Raw genomic sequence first — 14,476 nt, 5'->3', positions numbered from 1 at the left:
ATTATTCCTGCGCCGCGGCGGTCGGCTCCACATAGCGCGGGAAAACACCCTGCGGCGCCGGAAGTTCCTGGCCCGGCTGCAGCTCGGAAGCCTCGCTGACATTGGCGAACTTGCGTGCGTCAGGCGCGATGGCCAGCAGGTCGAGCAGCTTGGAGGCTGACTCGGGCATGTAGGGCTGGCAGAGGATCGCGACGCGACGGACGGTTTCGGCCGTCGTCCAGAGCACCGTCTCCATGCGGGCAGGGTCGGTCTTGCGCAGCGCCCAGGGCTCCTGCCCCGCAAAATAGCGGTTGGCCTCGGCGACGACCGCGAACACGGCAGCCAGCGCGTGGTGGATCGCCTGATCCTTCATCGCCTTGCGGCCGGTCTCCAGCGCGTCGAGCGCCATCTGCAGGATCGCCTTGTCGGCGTCTTGAAGTTCACCCTTGGCCGGAACTTTGCCGCCGCAGTTCTTGGCGATCATCGACAGCGATCGCTGCGCCAGGTTGCCAAGATCGTTAGCAAGGTCCGCATTGGTGCGGTTGACGATCGCCTCGTGGCTGTAGTTGCCGTCCTGACCGAACGGAACCTCGCGCAGCAGGAAGTAGCGGACCTGATCGAGACCGTAGTGCTCGACCAGCGCGAACGGGTCGATCACGTTGCCGACCGACTTCGACATCTTCTCGCCGCGGTTGAACACGAAGCCGTGGCCGAACACGCGCTTCGGCAGCGGGATGCCGGCGGACATCAGGAACGCCGGCCAGTAGACGGCATGGAAACGGGTGATGTCCTTGCCGATGACATGGACGTCAGCCGGCCAGTAGCCGTAGAGCGGCGACGACTCGTCCGGATAGCCGATGCCGGTGAGATAGTTGGTGAGGGCATCGACCCACACATACATCACGTGCTTCTCGTCGCCCGGAACCGGAATGCCCCAGTCGAAGGTCGTGCGCGAAACCGAAAGGTCCTTTAGGCCCGACTTCACGAAGCTGACGATCTCGTTACGGCGCTCGTTCGGGCCGATGAAGTGCGGGTTCTCGTCGTAGTACTTGAGCAGGCGGTCCTGGTAGTTCGACAGGCGGAAGAAATAGCTCTCCTCCTCGACCCACTCGACCGGCGTTCCCTGCGGGCCATAGCGCACGCCGTCCTCGCGGACTTCCGTCTCTTCCTCGGCGTAGTACGCCTCATCGCGGACAGAGTACCAGCCGGCGTAGCTGTCCTTGTAGATGTCGCCATTGGCGGCCATCGCCTTCCAGATCGCCTGCGAGGCGCGGTAGTGGCGCTCTTCGGAGGTGCGGATGAAGTCGTCGTTCGACGCATTCAGCGCCTTTGCCATCCGCTGAAATTCAGCCGAGTTCCGGTCAGCCAGCTCGCGCGGCGTGATGCCTTCCTTGCGAGCGGTCTGGAACATCTTGATGCCGTGCTCGTCGGTGCCGGTCAGGAAGTACACATCCTTGCCATCGAGACGTTGAAAGCGCGCCAGCGCATCGGTCGCGATCAGTTCGTAGGCGTGGCCGATATGCGGCTTGCCGTTCGGGTACGAGATGGCCGTGGTGATGTAATAGCGTTCGGTCGACATGAAATGGTCCGGATCCGTTTTATGGGGCGTGGATAGCGCATCGTCGCTGCGATTGCTATGCGCGATCTTATGCGTGGAGCGCTTGCCACATACGCGAAAGCAGCCCGTTGACGTGCTGCTTCTTGTCGAGATTGTAGGTCTCGGTCTCAATAACCTGCTGGCCCGCCTGACGCCAGAGATCAGCGAAAAATGCCGCTGCACCCGCCTGCCCCTGAGCGGCAGCGTTCCTCGCCCAGCTGGCGATCATGTCGAGCGCATTCTGGTTGAAGATTGCGAACTGGACGCTGTTGTCCTTACCGGCGACGACTTCGGCGATCCGCCACGCCTTTGCGACGGGGTAGGTGCGTTCCTGCATGACCTCGACCACCGCGTCGGCGATATCGAGGCCGCCATACTGGGTCAGCAGCAGCGCCTCGCGCACGCTGCCCCCTGCCCTTTGTGCCAGCGCCGCGCGCGACTGCGGATCGTCCGGCAGCGGTGCACCGAGCGACTGCAGCACCTGGAACAGCTGCGCCTCATTGAGCGGCTTGAACTTGATGAGCTGGCAGCGCGACCGGATCGTCGGCAGCAGGCCCCCGGCCGAGTGGGCGATCAGCACGAACAACGTGCGCGCCGGTGGCTCCTCCAGATTTTTGAGGAGCGCATTGGCCGCGTTGGTGTTCATGTCGTCGGCCGGATCGACGATCACCACGCGCCAGCCGCCGTCGTGTGAGGTCATCGACAGGAAACGGCCGATCTTGCGGATCTCATCGACCGTAACGACTGACTTGAAACCCTTGGTGCGCTCGTTCACCGGCCGCGTCAGGTGCAGCACCGACGGGTGCGAGCCCTGGGCAATCTGCCTGAACAGCGCGGACTGCGGATCACGGCCCGAAAAGGTCGCCGGTGCCAGCTCCGGAACCGGATTCGCGAGGAGATGCTGCGCGAGATGAAACGCGAAGGTCGCCTTGCCGACGCCGGGCGGGCCGGAAAGTAGCAGGGCGTGGTGCATCTTCCCGGACTGATAGGCGGCCGCGACATGCGCAATCGCATCCTCGTGCCCGACGAGCAGGGGATTTTCCGCCGGCTCAGCAATGCCGTCGATGGTGTCGAACTGTTCAGGGGCGAGGCGAACGAAGCTCATGCCGTAGCCCCCTCACCCGCAGTGGCCTGAGTTTCAAACAGCCGCGCAACCTCATTGATGATGTCGGCCGAGACGAGGTTCATCTCCTGGCTGGCGTCGATCACCCGGCAGCGCTCGGGCTCCGCGCGCGCGATTTCGAGGAAGGCGTCGCGTCGGCGGCGATGGACATCCATCGTCTCCTTCTCGAAACGATCAGCGCCACCGTCGCCACGGCGGGCATTGGCGCGGCGCATCCCCTCCTCTGCCGGAAGATCGAGGATCAGCGTCAGATCCGGCACCATGCCGTTGATCGCCGCTTCCTCCAGAGAGCGCATGAAGTCCGGGCTGAGGTTACCCGTCACGCCCTGGTAGACGCGACTCGAATCCATGAAGCGGTCGCACAGGACAACCTTTCCCGCCTCGACGGCGGGGCGAATGACCTGCTCGACGTGGTCCGACCGCGCCGCGGCAAACAACACCGCCTCCATCGCCGGCCCGAACGGCTCCGCGGCACCTGACAGCAACACGTGCCGGACAGCCTCCGCACCGGGCGAGCCACCGGGTTCGCGTGTGACCAGCACCTCGCGACCGGCCTCGCGCAAAGCATCGGCCAGCATGCCGATCTGCGTCGACTTGCCGGCGCCCTCGCCGCCTTCGAAGGTTATGAAGATCCCACGCGCCACGTCAGCCTTTCAGTGCGCCCGATTCCGATGACGCCTTCCACATAGGCCAGCGGCGCGCGTTTATCCACTCGCGGTTCAGCGCAGCCACCCGATCGCCAGTTCCTCGATCGCATCGAAGAAGCGCTGGTGCAGCTTGCCGACGCCAACGCTCTCGGCCGCGTAGAGTGGCGTTTCCTGACTAAGCGTATCGCCGATCCAGACTTTCAGCGATCCGATGCGGGTCCCCTCCTCCACCGGCGCAATGACCGGACCTTCATAGACGATGCGGGCGATCAGCCGGTCGCGATTGAAGGTCGGCACGAAGATCGACAAGGGCCCCTCGCCCTTCAGCGCAACGCCCGACTTGTCGCCGCCATAAACCTTGGCTTCGCCGACGTGCTCGTCGGGCTGGAACAGCGTGATCTTCTGGAACGCGCGCATGCCCCAGTCGAGGATGCGCCGCGCCTCCTCGGCGCGCTGCTTGTCGCTTTCCATACCGCTCAGTGCAACGAAGGTGCGGCGGTCATCGCGGTTTACCGAACCGACGATCGCGTAGCCGGATTCTTCGGTGAAGCCGGTCTTGAGCCCGTCGGCGCCGATGTTCATGCCGAGTAGCGGGTTGCGGTTGCGCTGGGTGATCTTGTTCCAGGTGAACTCAGGCTGCGAGTAGTACTTATAGAACTCCGGATATTCCTTCCACAGATGGTGCGCGAGCTTCACGAGGTCCCGCGCGGTGACGACCTGTCCCTCAGCTGGAAGCCCGGTGGAGTTTTTGAACACCGACTTGGTGAGGCCGATCTCCTTTGCGCGATCGTTCATCAGCTGCGCAAAGTTCTCCTCCGATCCTGCCATGCCCTCGGCGATGATGATGCAGCCGTCATTGGCCGACTGCACGATCACGCCCTGGATCAGGTCCTCGAGCCGGATCGATGAGCCGAGGGCGGCGAACATGGTCGAGGTTCGCGACGGCGCGCCGCCCGTCCTCCAGGCGTTCTCCGAAACATAAAACTCCTCGTCCAGCGACAGCTGGCCCTTGCGGATGGCGTTGAACACCACCTCCATGGTCATCAGCTTCGCAAGAGACGCTGGCGGAAACGGCGTATCCGGGTCCTTGGAATAGAGGACGGTGCCCGTCTCCGCGTCGATCATGAAGGCCTGCTTGGCCTTCGTCTCGAACATGTCTTGGGCGCTTGCGCTCAGCCCCGTGGCGAGCACCAGCAGCGCCGCAACAACGTAGCGAAGAAGCCAGAAATGAAAGATGGATCGCATGCCCAGTCCGCTCCCTACGCGACGGACTGAAGCTAGCAGCCCGGCATGACCGCAATCAAGCCGTGCTAATATTCCTTACCGGAGAGCGGTGGAATATCGCTGGTTCAGCGCCTCAACGACCTTGGCCATTGCCGCAGGGTCGCCTGCAAGCCGTGCCAGGGCATCGTCAGCTGGCTGCTGCTCGCTGTGATGGCCGGCATAAGCGAGCGGCTTTGCGGGAGCAGCGGCCACGCGGACATCCGGGCGCCACGGCACGATCGGGCCGAATTCAGGCAGGACAACATCGACGCTCGCGACTTGGGCCGCCTGCGCAGCAATCGGTGCGGGAGCCGGCGAATGCCCGCCAAAGCTGCCAAACGGGCTCGTTGAAGCCATCACCGGGCGCTGCGTCGGCGTGGGGCCGTTCATGGCGATCATCACGCCGGTCGGCAGGCCATCGGACGGATCCATCGGCTTCTTGCCGTTGCCTGGCCGGAAAGACGCCATCAGGAACTCGTCGTCCTTGCCGTGCAGCGGCGCACGGCCAAGATACTCAACCTCAACCCTGGCGACGCCACGGTGGGCGTAGCCAAGCATCTCGGCAGCCCGGCGAGAGACATCGATCAGCCGGTTGTGTTCATAAGGCCCACGATCATTAACGCGGACAATGACGGAGTTCCCGTTTTCCTTATTGGTAACCCGCGCATAGCTAGGCAGCGGCATGGTGGGATGCGCAGCCGTGAGATGCGTCATGTCGTAGATTTCGCCGTTGGCGGTGAGGCGGCCATGGAAGGCGTCGCCGTACCAGGAAGCGAGGCCCGACTTCTTGTAGTTCGGATCTTCCTTCGGGTGATACCACTTGCCCTTGACCTGGTAGGGTTTGCCAACTTGGTCCCTGCCCCCGCCGCGAGGCAGGTTGCTGGCAAGGTTGGTGACACGTGGGCTGGCCTTCACGCCGTAGACGGACTCGGCGAAGTACTCTTTGCTACGCTTGGGCTTCTTGGGAGCTTCCGCAACTTTGGCAGCACATGAGGCAAGGGTAATTGCCGATACGACACCAAGAAGCGCGCCCAGCCGCTTGCAGGCTGCCCGTGAGGGGTAAACCGCCATGCCCAACTTCCCCAAACCTCTCGCGCGAAAGACGCAATACAAACAGACAACGCGATCTCGTCCGGTGCCGGACGCGGTCCCGCACAAACTGCGGCAAAAGTCTTAGCAGTACCTTAAGCAAATCAGGCGAGATCGGGGCATAATTGCGTCTCGCCTGAGGTTTGGGCTTTCCGTCAGGGAATCAGGACGGTGGTACCGGTCGTCTTCCGGCTCTCAAGATCGATATGCGCCTGCGCGGCATCCTTGAGCGCGTAGCGCTGGTTGACCGCGACCTTCACGGTCCCCGCCTTCACCACATCGAACAGCGCGTTGGCGGACTCTTCCAGTTCCGGGCGGGTTGCAATGTACGCGAACAACGACGGCCGCGTTGCGTAGAGCGAGCCTTTCTGTGCCAGCAGATTGATGCTGATGGGCGGGATCGGTCCTGACGACTGGCCGAAGCTGACGAACATGCCCCGCACCTTGAGGCAGTCGAGCGAGCCTTCGAAGGTGTCCTTGCCGACTGAGTCATAGACGACATCGCACTTTTTGCCGCTGGTGATGTCCTTCACCGCCGCGACGAAGTCGTCCTTGCGGTAATTGATAACGTGCTGATAGCCGTTGGCCTTGGCAAGCGCGACCTTCTCGTCAGAACCTGCGGTGCCGATCAGCGTGACGCCGAGCGAGCTCAGCCACTGGCCGAGGATCAGCCCGACGCCGCCGGCTGCCGCATGCACCAGCACGGCATCACCCGGCTTCACTGCATAGGTCCGGCGCAGAAGATATTCGGCAGTCATGCCCTTCAGCATCATCGCCGCCGTGGTTTCGTCGGCGATGCCATCGGGGATCTTGACCAGATGCCGCGCTTCGATGACCCGCTGCTCGCGATAGGCGCCCAGCGGCGTGACATAGGCAACGCGATCGCCCTCCTTCAACCCCTCGACGCCCTCGCCTACGGAAAGGACCACACCTGCAGCCTCGCCCCCGAGGATGAGCGGGAAGCCGGTTGGCGACGGGTAAAGGCCCGAGCGGTAATAGGTATCGATGAAATTCAGGCCGATGGCTGTATGACGGATCAGCACCTCGCCGGCGCCGGGCGCGCGCACATCGATCTGCTCGTAGCGCAGGACCTCCGGACCGCCATTTTCATGAATGCGAATTGCAGCGACCATTTAGTCCCCCTTTTTAAGTCCAAGCTTCGGAAACAGCTGCATCACCCCGCCGATGCAGAACAAATAGATGCCCGCGAGGCCAATTCCGATCTGGATCGGTCGCGATGCGTCCATGTCCTGCACCAGCGCAACGATGCCGAACAGGCACCATGCGAGGAAAATGCCGAGGTTGAGCGAGCGCAGCCGCTTCACGCGCACCGGGTGCAGGAAGTTCATCGGCACGAACGAGAGCATTGCGGCAATGACGACCACGACGAACGACACCCACTCGCCCGGCGCGATTACGAAGAGCGTGAACACGATCATGTTCCAAACCACCGGGAACCCCTTGAAGAAGTTCTCCTTCGTCTTCATCCCGGTGTCAGCGTAGTAGATCGCGCTCGATACCACGATGATCGCCGCCGACAGGAACGACAGCTTTTCGCCCATGAAGCCGCTCTGGTAGAGCGCGAAGGCCGGGATCAGCACGTAAGTGACATAATCGATGATGTTGTCGAGCACCTCGCCCGACCAGTTCGGCAGCACTTCCTTGACGTCGAGCTTGCGCGCAATCGGGCCGTCGATGCCATCGACGAACAGCGCAAGGCCCAGCCACAGGAACATCGCCGTCCACTGCTTCTCCGCCGCCGACACCAGCGACAGAAAGGCGAGGAACGAGCCTGACGCCGTCAGCAGGTGAACCGAAAAGGCGCGCGCCTGCGGCCACGTTACCTTCTTCTTCGGACGCGGAATGCGGTCGGCGATTTTCTTTTTCAATGGGATATCGTCTTCTGTCACGGTCCGCGCCAATCCAGCTTGCAGATTTCGGCCGATCGGCCGGCGAAGTTCCAGTTGCGGCCGAAGGCGCGCATCCTGCTCTTGTCGGACTTTGCCACGATGATTTCTGGCGCGATCCAGTATTGCGAATTGGTGATGACGGTGTCGCCATCCGGGCTCTTGCCCGGAACCGGCGTCACAGCGCCATCGATGATGCCGGGTATCTGGAAAATGCGGGTCTTGTCACGGATCTCGTAACTGATCTTGGCGCGCTGCACGCCGAGGAACTTGCCGACGAGGATCGAAAGAAGGCCCGTGGTGCCGCCGGCCTTGCCCGAAAAGATCTTCTCGATCCCCTTCTGGGCATAGATCGAGGCGCGGTCGTCGAGGAACAGCCCGGCGGTCCAGTTCCCGCGACTCATGTAGCCCGGAATTTCCATCACGAGACCGAGGTTGAGGCCGGAGAGATCCACATCGTCGAAATGGCCCGCATCGATGCGAAAGCCCGCCCAGGTCTGGCAATAGCCCTCGGTCGGCGGATGCTGGCCCAGCGACAGCACGCAGGGGCAAAAGACCGTGCAATTGCACGACAATACAAGTTCGCCTTTCAGCGCCCAGCTCTTAACGGCCATCGCAACCTCCCTATGAAAGAGACGCTACAAGGAGCGCCGCCGCCCATACAAGCAATATTCCGCCAGCGAGCCTTGTGAATACCCTTCCGGCCTCCTGCTTTTCAACAAGTGAGAAGATGCCGATCAGCACCATCCAGAACAGGTTCATGGTGCCGACGGCGAACATCACCAGCATCAGCGCCCAGCAGCAGCCCACGCACCAGACGCCCTGCTCCATGCCGAGCACGAAGATGCGAATCGGCCTGACGCTCCAGCGGGCGAAAAGGATCGTGAACGGGTTGCGGCATTTTTCGAGGCAGGCGTCCTTCAGGCCGCTGAATTGGTAGAGCCCTGCGAGGCCGAGAATCACTGCCGCAGCGACGGAGCCCAGGGGCGCTCCAAGGTCGTGGCCAAGTGCTCGCAGGATCGCGGTCACGGTGGCAAAGATGAGCGCGACGCCCGACCAGACGGTGAGGTAGCCGGCTACCAGCAACAACGGCGAAACGGCTGCCTCCCCCTTGGCCGTGGCGGTATCCGCGATCTCGCAGTAGGTGCGGATCATCGGCGCCGCCGACGGAAGCATCATCGCCACCGACATCAGAACCCACATCGCCAGCAAGGCGAAGAATTCGCCGGCGGCTCCTCCGGGTGCGCTCGGAGACAAGCACAGAACGAAGAATGTCTCCAGAAAGCCAGGCAGCTCGAGCGCCGGAAGTGCTTCAAGCAGATTGCTTCCCGGACCGCCGCGCTGAATCTCCGCTGCGCGTCGCGACATCGACAGCAGGACCAGCCATGACAGGACGACACTCAGTCCCAACGTCAGGTAGACCAGGCTTCGTGGCCGGCGCGACGCCTCGGCAACGGCCCGCGCGGGTCCTTCAAGGTTCGAGAAATCGTCGCGCGGATCGGCCATCCTTCTCGAATGAGCCATTTCGTCTCGTTGATCAAGCGCCTGAAAAGGCTCTATATCGCGGTATGAAGTTCGATGCTGATATCGTCATTGCCGGCACCGGCCCCGCTGGTCTTCTGGCAGCCCTGGCTCTGGCTCAGGCCGGCCTGTCTGCAATCCTGGTCGGACCTCCGGTCAACACTGGCGACCGGCGCACGACGGCGCTGATGAAACCGTCGCTCGACTTCCTCGATGGGCTGGGCGTCCTTGACGCGGTCAAGGAAGGTTCGGCTCCGCTGCGCGTCATGCGCATCGCCGACGCCACCAGCCGCCTGCTGCGCAGCCCCGTCGTGAGCTTCCGGGCCGCCGAGATCGGCGAAGAGTACTTTGGGCTCAACATTCCGAACCGGAACATGCTGCCGGCCCTCGATGCAGCGGTAAAGGCTAACGACGGTATCCGCATCGAGACATCGATCGTCGCGCACTGGCAGCCGCTTGAAGACGGCATTCAGGCCGAGCTCGAGAACGGCAAGATCATCACGGCAAAACTAGCGGTCGCGGCTGATGGCCGCCTTTCGCCCGCCCGCGAGGCTGCGGGGATCAGCGTGCGTACTGCCTCCACCGGCCAGTCCGCCCTCGTCTTGGATTTCGCGCATACGCGTCCGCACGACGACACGTCGACCGAGTTCCACACCGAGCATGGCCCGTTCACGGTGGTGCCGCTGCCCGGTATGCGTTCGAGCCTCGTGTGGGTCTCGCGCCCGCATCGTGCGGAAGAACTCAAGGCCCTGCCTGACGCTGAACTGTCGCGCCTGATCGAAGAGCGCATGCAGTCGATGTTAGGCCGCGTCGAGGTTTCGCCTGGCCGTCAGGTCTATCCGCTGAACGTCACCCTCCCCGCGCGCTTTGCCGCGAACCGCATAGCGCTGGTCGGTGAAGCTGCGCACGTATTCCCGCCGATTGGCGCTCAGGGCCTCAATCTCGGCATCCGCGACGTCGAGGGACTGGTGAAGATGGCTCGACGCTATCCCGCCGATCCGGGTGCTGCGGCAGCACTGTCTTACTACGACCGCCTGCGCCGCCCGGACATCATCGCGCGCTCATCGGCCGTCGACCTGTTGAACCGCTCGCTGATGGCGGACGCCCTGCCTGTCCAGTTCGTGCGCACCGCGGGGCTGAACCTCCTCGGCGCTGTCCCGCCCCTGCGCAACTTCTTCATGCGCGAGGGCCTGCGCACCGGCGCCGGCATCATGAGCCTCTTCAGGGAAAGAGGTCCGGTGGCAAGGTTCCGCTCCGAATGAGGTAGAGCAGACCGGTGATGGTCGCGATCGACAGTACGGTCGTGATCAGGATGCTCGCCGAGGCCCGCTGAACCCAAACATTGTACTGTTGGGCGATGACGAATACGTTCGTCGCCGTCGGCAGCCCCGCGAGTATCACTGCCGAGTACATCCAGGCGGGCTCGAAATTGCCGACCAGGCTCAGCACTACGTAGCAGAGCGCCGGGTGCACGATGAGCTTGAGCGCCGTGATGAGGCCGAGCTCGCGCGGCACCCGCTTCAGTGGCCGCAGCGCCAGCGTCACGCCCATTGCAAACAGCGCGCAAGGCGCGGCGGCCTGCGCAAGATACTGGATCAGCTTCGAAATGGCTTCCGGCGGCTGGTATTCGTACACCGCCGCCACCACGCCGATCATCGTCGCGACGATGAAGGGGTGGGTCAGGATCTTGCGAACGACGTCGAAGACCAGCTGAGAGGCTGGCGGCTTCTCGTCGCTCGCAAGCGCCATCATCAGCGGCGCGACGGCAAAGTGCAGCGCGTTCTCGCAGCTGAAGATCAGCGCCACCGGCACGGCCGCTTCAGGACCGAATGCGAGCAGTGCCAAGCCTGGCCCCATGTAGCCGATGTTACCGTAGGCAGCCGCCAGGCCCTTGATCGTACTTTCAGCCAGATTGCGTGAGAAGATCAGTGATCCGGCGAACATCAACGTGAAGACGATGTAAGTTGCCAAAGCCGAACCGGCGATGAAGCGCCACTCGGTCAGCTGATGTACGGGAGTGCGCGAGATGAGCTGGAAGAACAGTGGAGGCAAGGCCACGTAGATGATGAAGGTATTCATCCATCCGAGGGCTTCCAGAGGCTGGCGGSTGAGACGGGCTGCGATGGCGCCTATGAAAATCATCCCGAAGAAGGGAAGGACCAACCCGACAATTTCAGCCATAGTTCCCTCAGTTACCAACCTTGTTGTGCGGCTACTTCGCCTACATACGTCGGTCAAGCCGAGACAGTTGAAAAGCCGACCGTCATGCGCAAGATTACGCGCAAAGGTTCATGCACATGCCTGAGTTCAAGACTGCGAAATTCAAGATCGGCCAGGTCGTCCGCCACCGGCTGTTCCCCTTCAGGGGCGTCATCTTCGACGTTGATCCGGAATTTGCGAACACCGAGGAATGGTACGAGGCCATTCCGGCCGAGGTACGCCCCGCGCGCAACCAGCCGTTCTACCATCTGCTGGCCGAGAACGATGATACCGAGTACGTCGCCTACGTCTCCGAGCAGAACCTGGTCATCGACGACTCGGGGGTCCCCGTGCGTCATCCTGCGTTGAAGGACATCTTTGACGTCACCGGCGAAGGCTACGTCCTGAAGCAGAAGATCAAGCATTAGCCAGAAGACAGAAGGCAACAAAAAAGGCGGGGTCGAACCCGCCTTTTCTCGTTTCGCATTGATCGAAGGGATCAATTGCCCTTCTTCGCCTTTTCCTGCTCTTCCTTGAGCTTGGCGGCAAAGTCTTCCGTGTTGCGGTTGACGAATTCCTGCAGCTGGCGCTGGCGGTTCTCGATGTCCTGCTGCTGCAGCGGCTCACCATCGAACGCGCCGGTGAAGCCGGCGAGCGAAACCTTGATCGGGTTCGGCTGGTTCTGGAAATTCACCGACGTGAACGTCACGTTCGAACCCTTCTTGAACTGCGCCACAAGCTGGTCGGTCAGCGGAGCTTCCGCGATGCAGCGATCCGGCAGGCAGATCATGTAGTCGATCTTCTGGGTCTGGCCGCCGTCGATCTGCATGCCAATGCCCGGAGGCACGAGGCGGCCGGTCGGGACCGTTACCTGGAAGATCTTGCGGTTCACCTTGCCCTTCACCTCGATCAGGCTCACGCCCGTCAGCAGCTGGCCGGTGTCGGCAACGCTGATGTTCTGCACATTGCAGATGTCGACGTCTTCCTGCTTGCTGCAGGCCTTGAACCAGCCCTTCGGCATTTCCGGCTGCTGAGCGGCTGCAGGGGTCATCGTCATGGCCGCGACGGCAAAGGCACCGCCAGCCAGGAGTGAAAGGCGGGACACGTCGGTCTTCCGGCTGTTCATAGGGTCGTGTTCCTCTCAAGACATATGAGCTGCTTGGCAGCCGTCTGTGCTGCACAGGTGATCAGCAAATACGGCGACAGCATGACTTCTAGCGCCTGTTACACCGCCATGTCGAACGAATCCAGTGCCGCCATCGATATTGCCAGGCGACTACCGCGATTCCGGCACTTTCCCTGTCATGCTAGGGTCAGTTGATTCGCCGTGCATATCCGTTCCGGAGCCTGATTGATGCGCCTTCTGGCCGCTGCCTTTGCCGTTTTCTCTGCGCTCGCCAGTCCGGCACTCGCCGCAGGACCGAGCCATGCCCTTGCCATGCATGGCGAACCCGCCCTCCCCGCCGACTTCCAACATTTTCCCTATGTCAATCCAGACGCACCCAAGGGTGGCAGGGTCGACTATGCCTGGCAGGGCTCGTTCGACAGCGTCAATCCGTTCATCGTCCAGGGCGACGCAGCGCGCGGCCTTGCCGACCTCGAGCTGGGCAACAACGTCTTCGAGACGCTGATGCATCGTTCGGCCGACGAGCCGTTCACGCTCTATCCGCTGATCGCGAAGACCGTGGAGACGGACGACCAGCGCACCTTCGTCGAGTTCACGCTGGACGAACGCGCGCGCTTCTCCGATGGCGAGCCCATCAAGCCGGAGGACGTGATCTTCACGATCGAACTGCTGCGCGACAAAGGTTTTCCCCGCTACGCGACCACCGCCAACAAGGTCGCCAGCATGAAGAAGGTCGGCGAGCGCGGCGTGCGCTTCGAGTTCGCGGAACCCGACCGCGAGCTGCCGCTGATCCTCGGCCTGATGCCGGTGCTGCCCAAGCATGCAACAGACGCCGAAAACTTTGACCGTTCGACGCTGAAGCCGATGGTCGGCTCGGGCCCCTACCTGATCGCCAACATCCGCCCGGGCGAGTCGATTACCCTGAAGCGGAACCCCGACTACTGGGCGAAGGACATTCCGACCAAGGTCGGCCACGACAATTACGACGAGATCCGGATCAACTACATCCGCGACGACAACACGATTTTCGAGGCCTTCAAGAAGGGCTCGACATCGATCAATATCGAGACGGATACCGGCCGCTGGACGACGGGCTATGATTTTCCGGCAGCGCGCCAGGGCCGGGTGATCAAGGACGAGTTCCCGAAGCGCACGCCGTCCGGCATGTACGGCTTCGTCATGAACACCCGTCGGCCGGTGTTCGGCAACCGCGATGTTCGCCATGCACTGAGCGGCCTGTTTGATTTCGAATGGGCGAACCGCAACCTCTTCAATGGCGCCTACGCGCGCATCCGCAGTTTTTATGATGGCTCGGAGCTTTCCTCGTTCGAACGTCATGCAAGCCAAGAGGAAAAGGCACTACTTGCCGACTTCCCGGACGCGGTGCTCCCTGAAATAATGGAAGGCACCTGGCAGCTGCCGGTCTCCGACGGCTCGGGCCGCGATCGCAACTTCCTGCGCAAAGGCATGGATGCGCTGAAAGCCGCCGGCTACCGGCTGGAAGGCTCCAGGCTGGTCGATGCGGAAGGGAAACCCCTCTCGTTCGAGATCATGCTGAACGGTCCCTCCGCGGTGCCGGTCGCAACCGCATGGAGCCGCACGCTCGAACGCCTCGGTATAACGGCGCAGATCCGCGTGGTCGACGCAGCGCAGTACCTGCAGCGCCAGCGCGTCTATGATTTCGACGTCATGCTGTTCAACTACACCTCGTCGCTTTCGCCGGGCGTCGAGCAGGTCTTCCGCTGGGGCTCGGCCAACCGCGACCGCGACGGCACCTACAATTTCGCCGGGGTTGCGGAACCGGCGATCGATGCGATGATCGACAGACTGCTGTCGGCGCGGACGAAGGAAGAATTCGTTACCGCGGTCCGCGCCTATGACCGCGTGCTGCTTTCCGGCGCCTATGTGGTGCCGCTCTATCACCAGCCCGTGCGCTGGATCGCCCGCTGGGAACAGATCCAGCGCCCCGAGGTTACGCCGCTTCTCGGCCCGCAGCTGACGACGTGGTGGCATGCCGGCAAATGA

General features: G+C 62.5%; 14 protein-coding genes. 3 read left to right on the top strand and 11 right to left on the bottom strand.

Annotated features, from left to right (window positions below):
• Position 1 precedes the first annotated feature (1 nt).
• The 9 genes from metG to L610_RS10535 form a co-directional block, all read right to left on the bottom strand.
• Positions 2–1,558 (bottom strand): methionine--tRNA ligase, encoded by a 1,557-nt coding sequence (gene metG / locus L610_RS10575; protein WP_144704894.1) that lies wholly within the window; start codon positions 1,556–1,558, stop codon positions 2–4.
• Between the two features lie 67 nt (positions 1,559–1,625).
• Positions 1,626–2,681: a DNA polymerase III subunit delta' gene (locus tag L610_RS10570; protein WP_024846878.1), complete on the bottom strand. Its 1,056-nt coding sequence runs from the start codon at positions 2,679–2,681 to the stop codon at positions 1,626–1,628.
• The gene (gene tmk / locus L610_RS10565; RefSeq protein ID WP_144704891.1) at positions 2,678–3,343 is read right to left on the bottom strand and encodes a dTMP kinase; all 666 of its coding nucleotides are present in this window, start codon (positions 3,341–3,343) and stop codon (positions 2,678–2,680) included. Before tmk ends, L610_RS10570 begins: the two co-directional genes overlap by 4 nt.
• A gap of 75 nt (positions 3,344–3,418) precedes the next feature.
• On the bottom strand, positions 3,419–4,591 hold the full coding sequence (locus tag L610_RS10560) for a D-alanyl-D-alanine carboxypeptidase family protein (protein WP_024846880.1): 1,173 nt from the start codon (positions 4,589–4,591) through the stop codon (positions 3,419–3,421).
• Between the two features lie 75 nt (positions 4,592–4,666).
• Positions 4,667–5,680 (bottom strand): septal ring lytic transglycosylase RlpA family protein, encoded by a 1,014-nt coding sequence (locus L610_RS10555; RefSeq protein ID WP_144704888.1) that lies wholly within the window; start codon positions 5,678–5,680, stop codon positions 4,667–4,669.
• 173 nt (positions 5,681–5,853) lie between these two features.
• A complete protein-coding gene (locus L610_RS10550) occupies positions 5,854–6,831 on the bottom strand; it encodes a quinone oxidoreductase (RefSeq protein ID WP_144704885.1) in 978 nt (325 codons plus the stop codon).
• Complete coding sequence (gene pcsA, locus L610_RS10545) at positions 6,832–7,587, bottom strand: phosphatidylcholine synthase (protein ID WP_246658981.1); 756 nt, start codon at positions 7,585–7,587, stop codon at positions 6,832–6,834.
• A 17-nt stretch (positions 7,588–7,604) separates the two neighbouring features.
• A complete protein-coding gene (locus L610_RS10540) occupies positions 7,605–8,219 on the bottom strand; it encodes a DUF1326 domain-containing protein (protein ID WP_144704879.1) in 615 nt (204 codons plus the stop codon).
• Between the two features lie 10 nt (positions 8,220–8,229).
• Positions 8,230–9,129 carry a DUF2182 domain-containing protein gene (locus L610_RS10535; protein ID WP_246658980.1) on the bottom strand — a complete coding sequence of 300 codons (900 nt, stop codon included), beginning with the start codon at positions 9,127–9,129 and terminating at the stop codon, positions 8,230–8,232.
• Between the two features lie 44 nt (positions 9,130–9,173).
• Between L610_RS10535 and L610_RS10530 the strand changes: the two genes are divergently transcribed.
• A complete protein-coding gene (locus L610_RS10530; RefSeq protein ID WP_144704876.1) occupies positions 9,174–10,388 on the top strand; it encodes a UbiH/UbiF family hydroxylase in 1,215 nt (404 codons plus the stop codon).
• Here the strand turns inward: L610_RS10530 and L610_RS10525 are convergent.
• Positions 10,348–11,307, bottom strand: a complete 960-nt coding sequence (locus L610_RS10525) for an AEC family transporter (protein WP_144704873.1) — start codon at positions 11,305–11,307, stop codon at positions 10,348–10,350. The two genes, L610_RS10530 and L610_RS10525, sit on opposite strands and share 41 nt — an antisense overlap.
• Positions 11,308–11,423: 116 nt before the next feature.
• Between L610_RS10525 and hspQ the strand changes: the two genes are divergently transcribed.
• Positions 11,424–11,753 carry a heat shock protein HspQ gene (gene hspQ / locus L610_RS10520; RefSeq protein WP_144704870.1) on the top strand — a complete coding sequence of 110 codons (330 nt, stop codon included), beginning with the start codon at positions 11,424–11,426 and terminating at the stop codon, positions 11,751–11,753.
• A 71-nt stretch (positions 11,754–11,824) separates the two neighbouring features.
• Here hspQ and L610_RS10515 read toward each other — a convergent pair whose 3' ends face one another.
• The gene (locus L610_RS10515; RefSeq protein ID WP_024846889.1) at positions 11,825–12,451 is read right to left on the bottom strand and encodes an invasion associated locus B family protein; all 627 of its coding nucleotides are present in this window, start codon (positions 12,449–12,451) and stop codon (positions 11,825–11,827) included.
• Between the two features lie 228 nt (positions 12,452–12,679).
• Here L610_RS10515 and L610_RS10510 point away from each other — a divergent pair, with 228 nt between their 5' ends.
• Positions 12,680–14,476 (top strand): extracellular solute-binding protein, encoded by a 1,797-nt coding sequence (locus tag L610_RS10510; RefSeq protein ID WP_144704867.1) that lies wholly within the window; start codon positions 12,680–12,682, stop codon positions 14,474–14,476.

Source organism: Aminobacter sp. J44 (assembly GCF_007829415.1).
Lineage (GTDB): Bacteria > Pseudomonadota > Alphaproteobacteria > Rhizobiales > Rhizobiaceae > Aerobium.
This window is presented reverse-complemented; position numbering and strand designations above follow the sequence as displayed.

Excerpts from the sequence above, each read along its gene's own strand:
- metG (WP_144704894.1), bottom strand. The coding sequence starts at position 1,558 with ATGTCGACCGAACGCTATTACATCACCACGGCCATCTCGTACCCGAAC.
- L610_RS10570 (WP_024846878.1), bottom strand. The coding sequence starts at position 2,681 with ATGAGCTTCGTTCGCCTCGCCCCTGAACAGTTCGACACCATCGACGGC.
- L610_RS10560 (WP_024846880.1), bottom strand. The coding sequence starts at position 4,591 with ATGCGATCCATCTTTCATTTCTGGCTTCTTCGCTACGTTGTTGCGGCG.
- L610_RS10555 (WP_144704888.1), bottom strand. The coding sequence starts at position 5,680 with ATGGCGGTTTACCCCTCACGGGCAGCCTGCAAGCGGCTGGGCGCGCTT.
- L610_RS10550 (WP_144704885.1), bottom strand. The coding sequence starts at position 6,831 with ATGGTCGCTGCAATTCGCATTCATGAAAATGGCGGTCCGGAGGTCCTG.
- L610_RS10540 (WP_144704879.1), bottom strand. The coding sequence starts at position 8,219 with ATGGCCGTTAAGAGCTGGGCGCTGAAAGGCGAACTTGTATTGTCGTGC.
- L610_RS10535 (WP_246658980.1), bottom strand. The coding sequence starts at position 9,129 with ATGGCTCATTCGAGAAGGATGGCCGATCCGCGCGACGATTTCTCGAAC.
- L610_RS10530 (WP_144704876.1), top strand. The coding sequence starts at position 9,174 with ATGAAGTTCGATGCTGATATCGTCATTGCCGGCACCGGCCCCGCTGGT.
- hspQ (WP_144704870.1), top strand. The coding sequence starts at position 11,424 with ATGCCTGAGTTCAAGACTGCGAAATTCAAGATCGGCCAGGTCGTCCGC.
- L610_RS10515 (WP_024846889.1), bottom strand. The coding sequence starts at position 12,451 with ATGAACAGCCGGAAGACCGACGTGTCCCGCCTTTCACTCCTGGCTGGC.
- L610_RS10510 (WP_144704867.1), top strand. The coding sequence starts at position 12,680 with ATGCGCCTTCTGGCCGCTGCCTTTGCCGTTTTCTCTGCGCTCGCCAGT.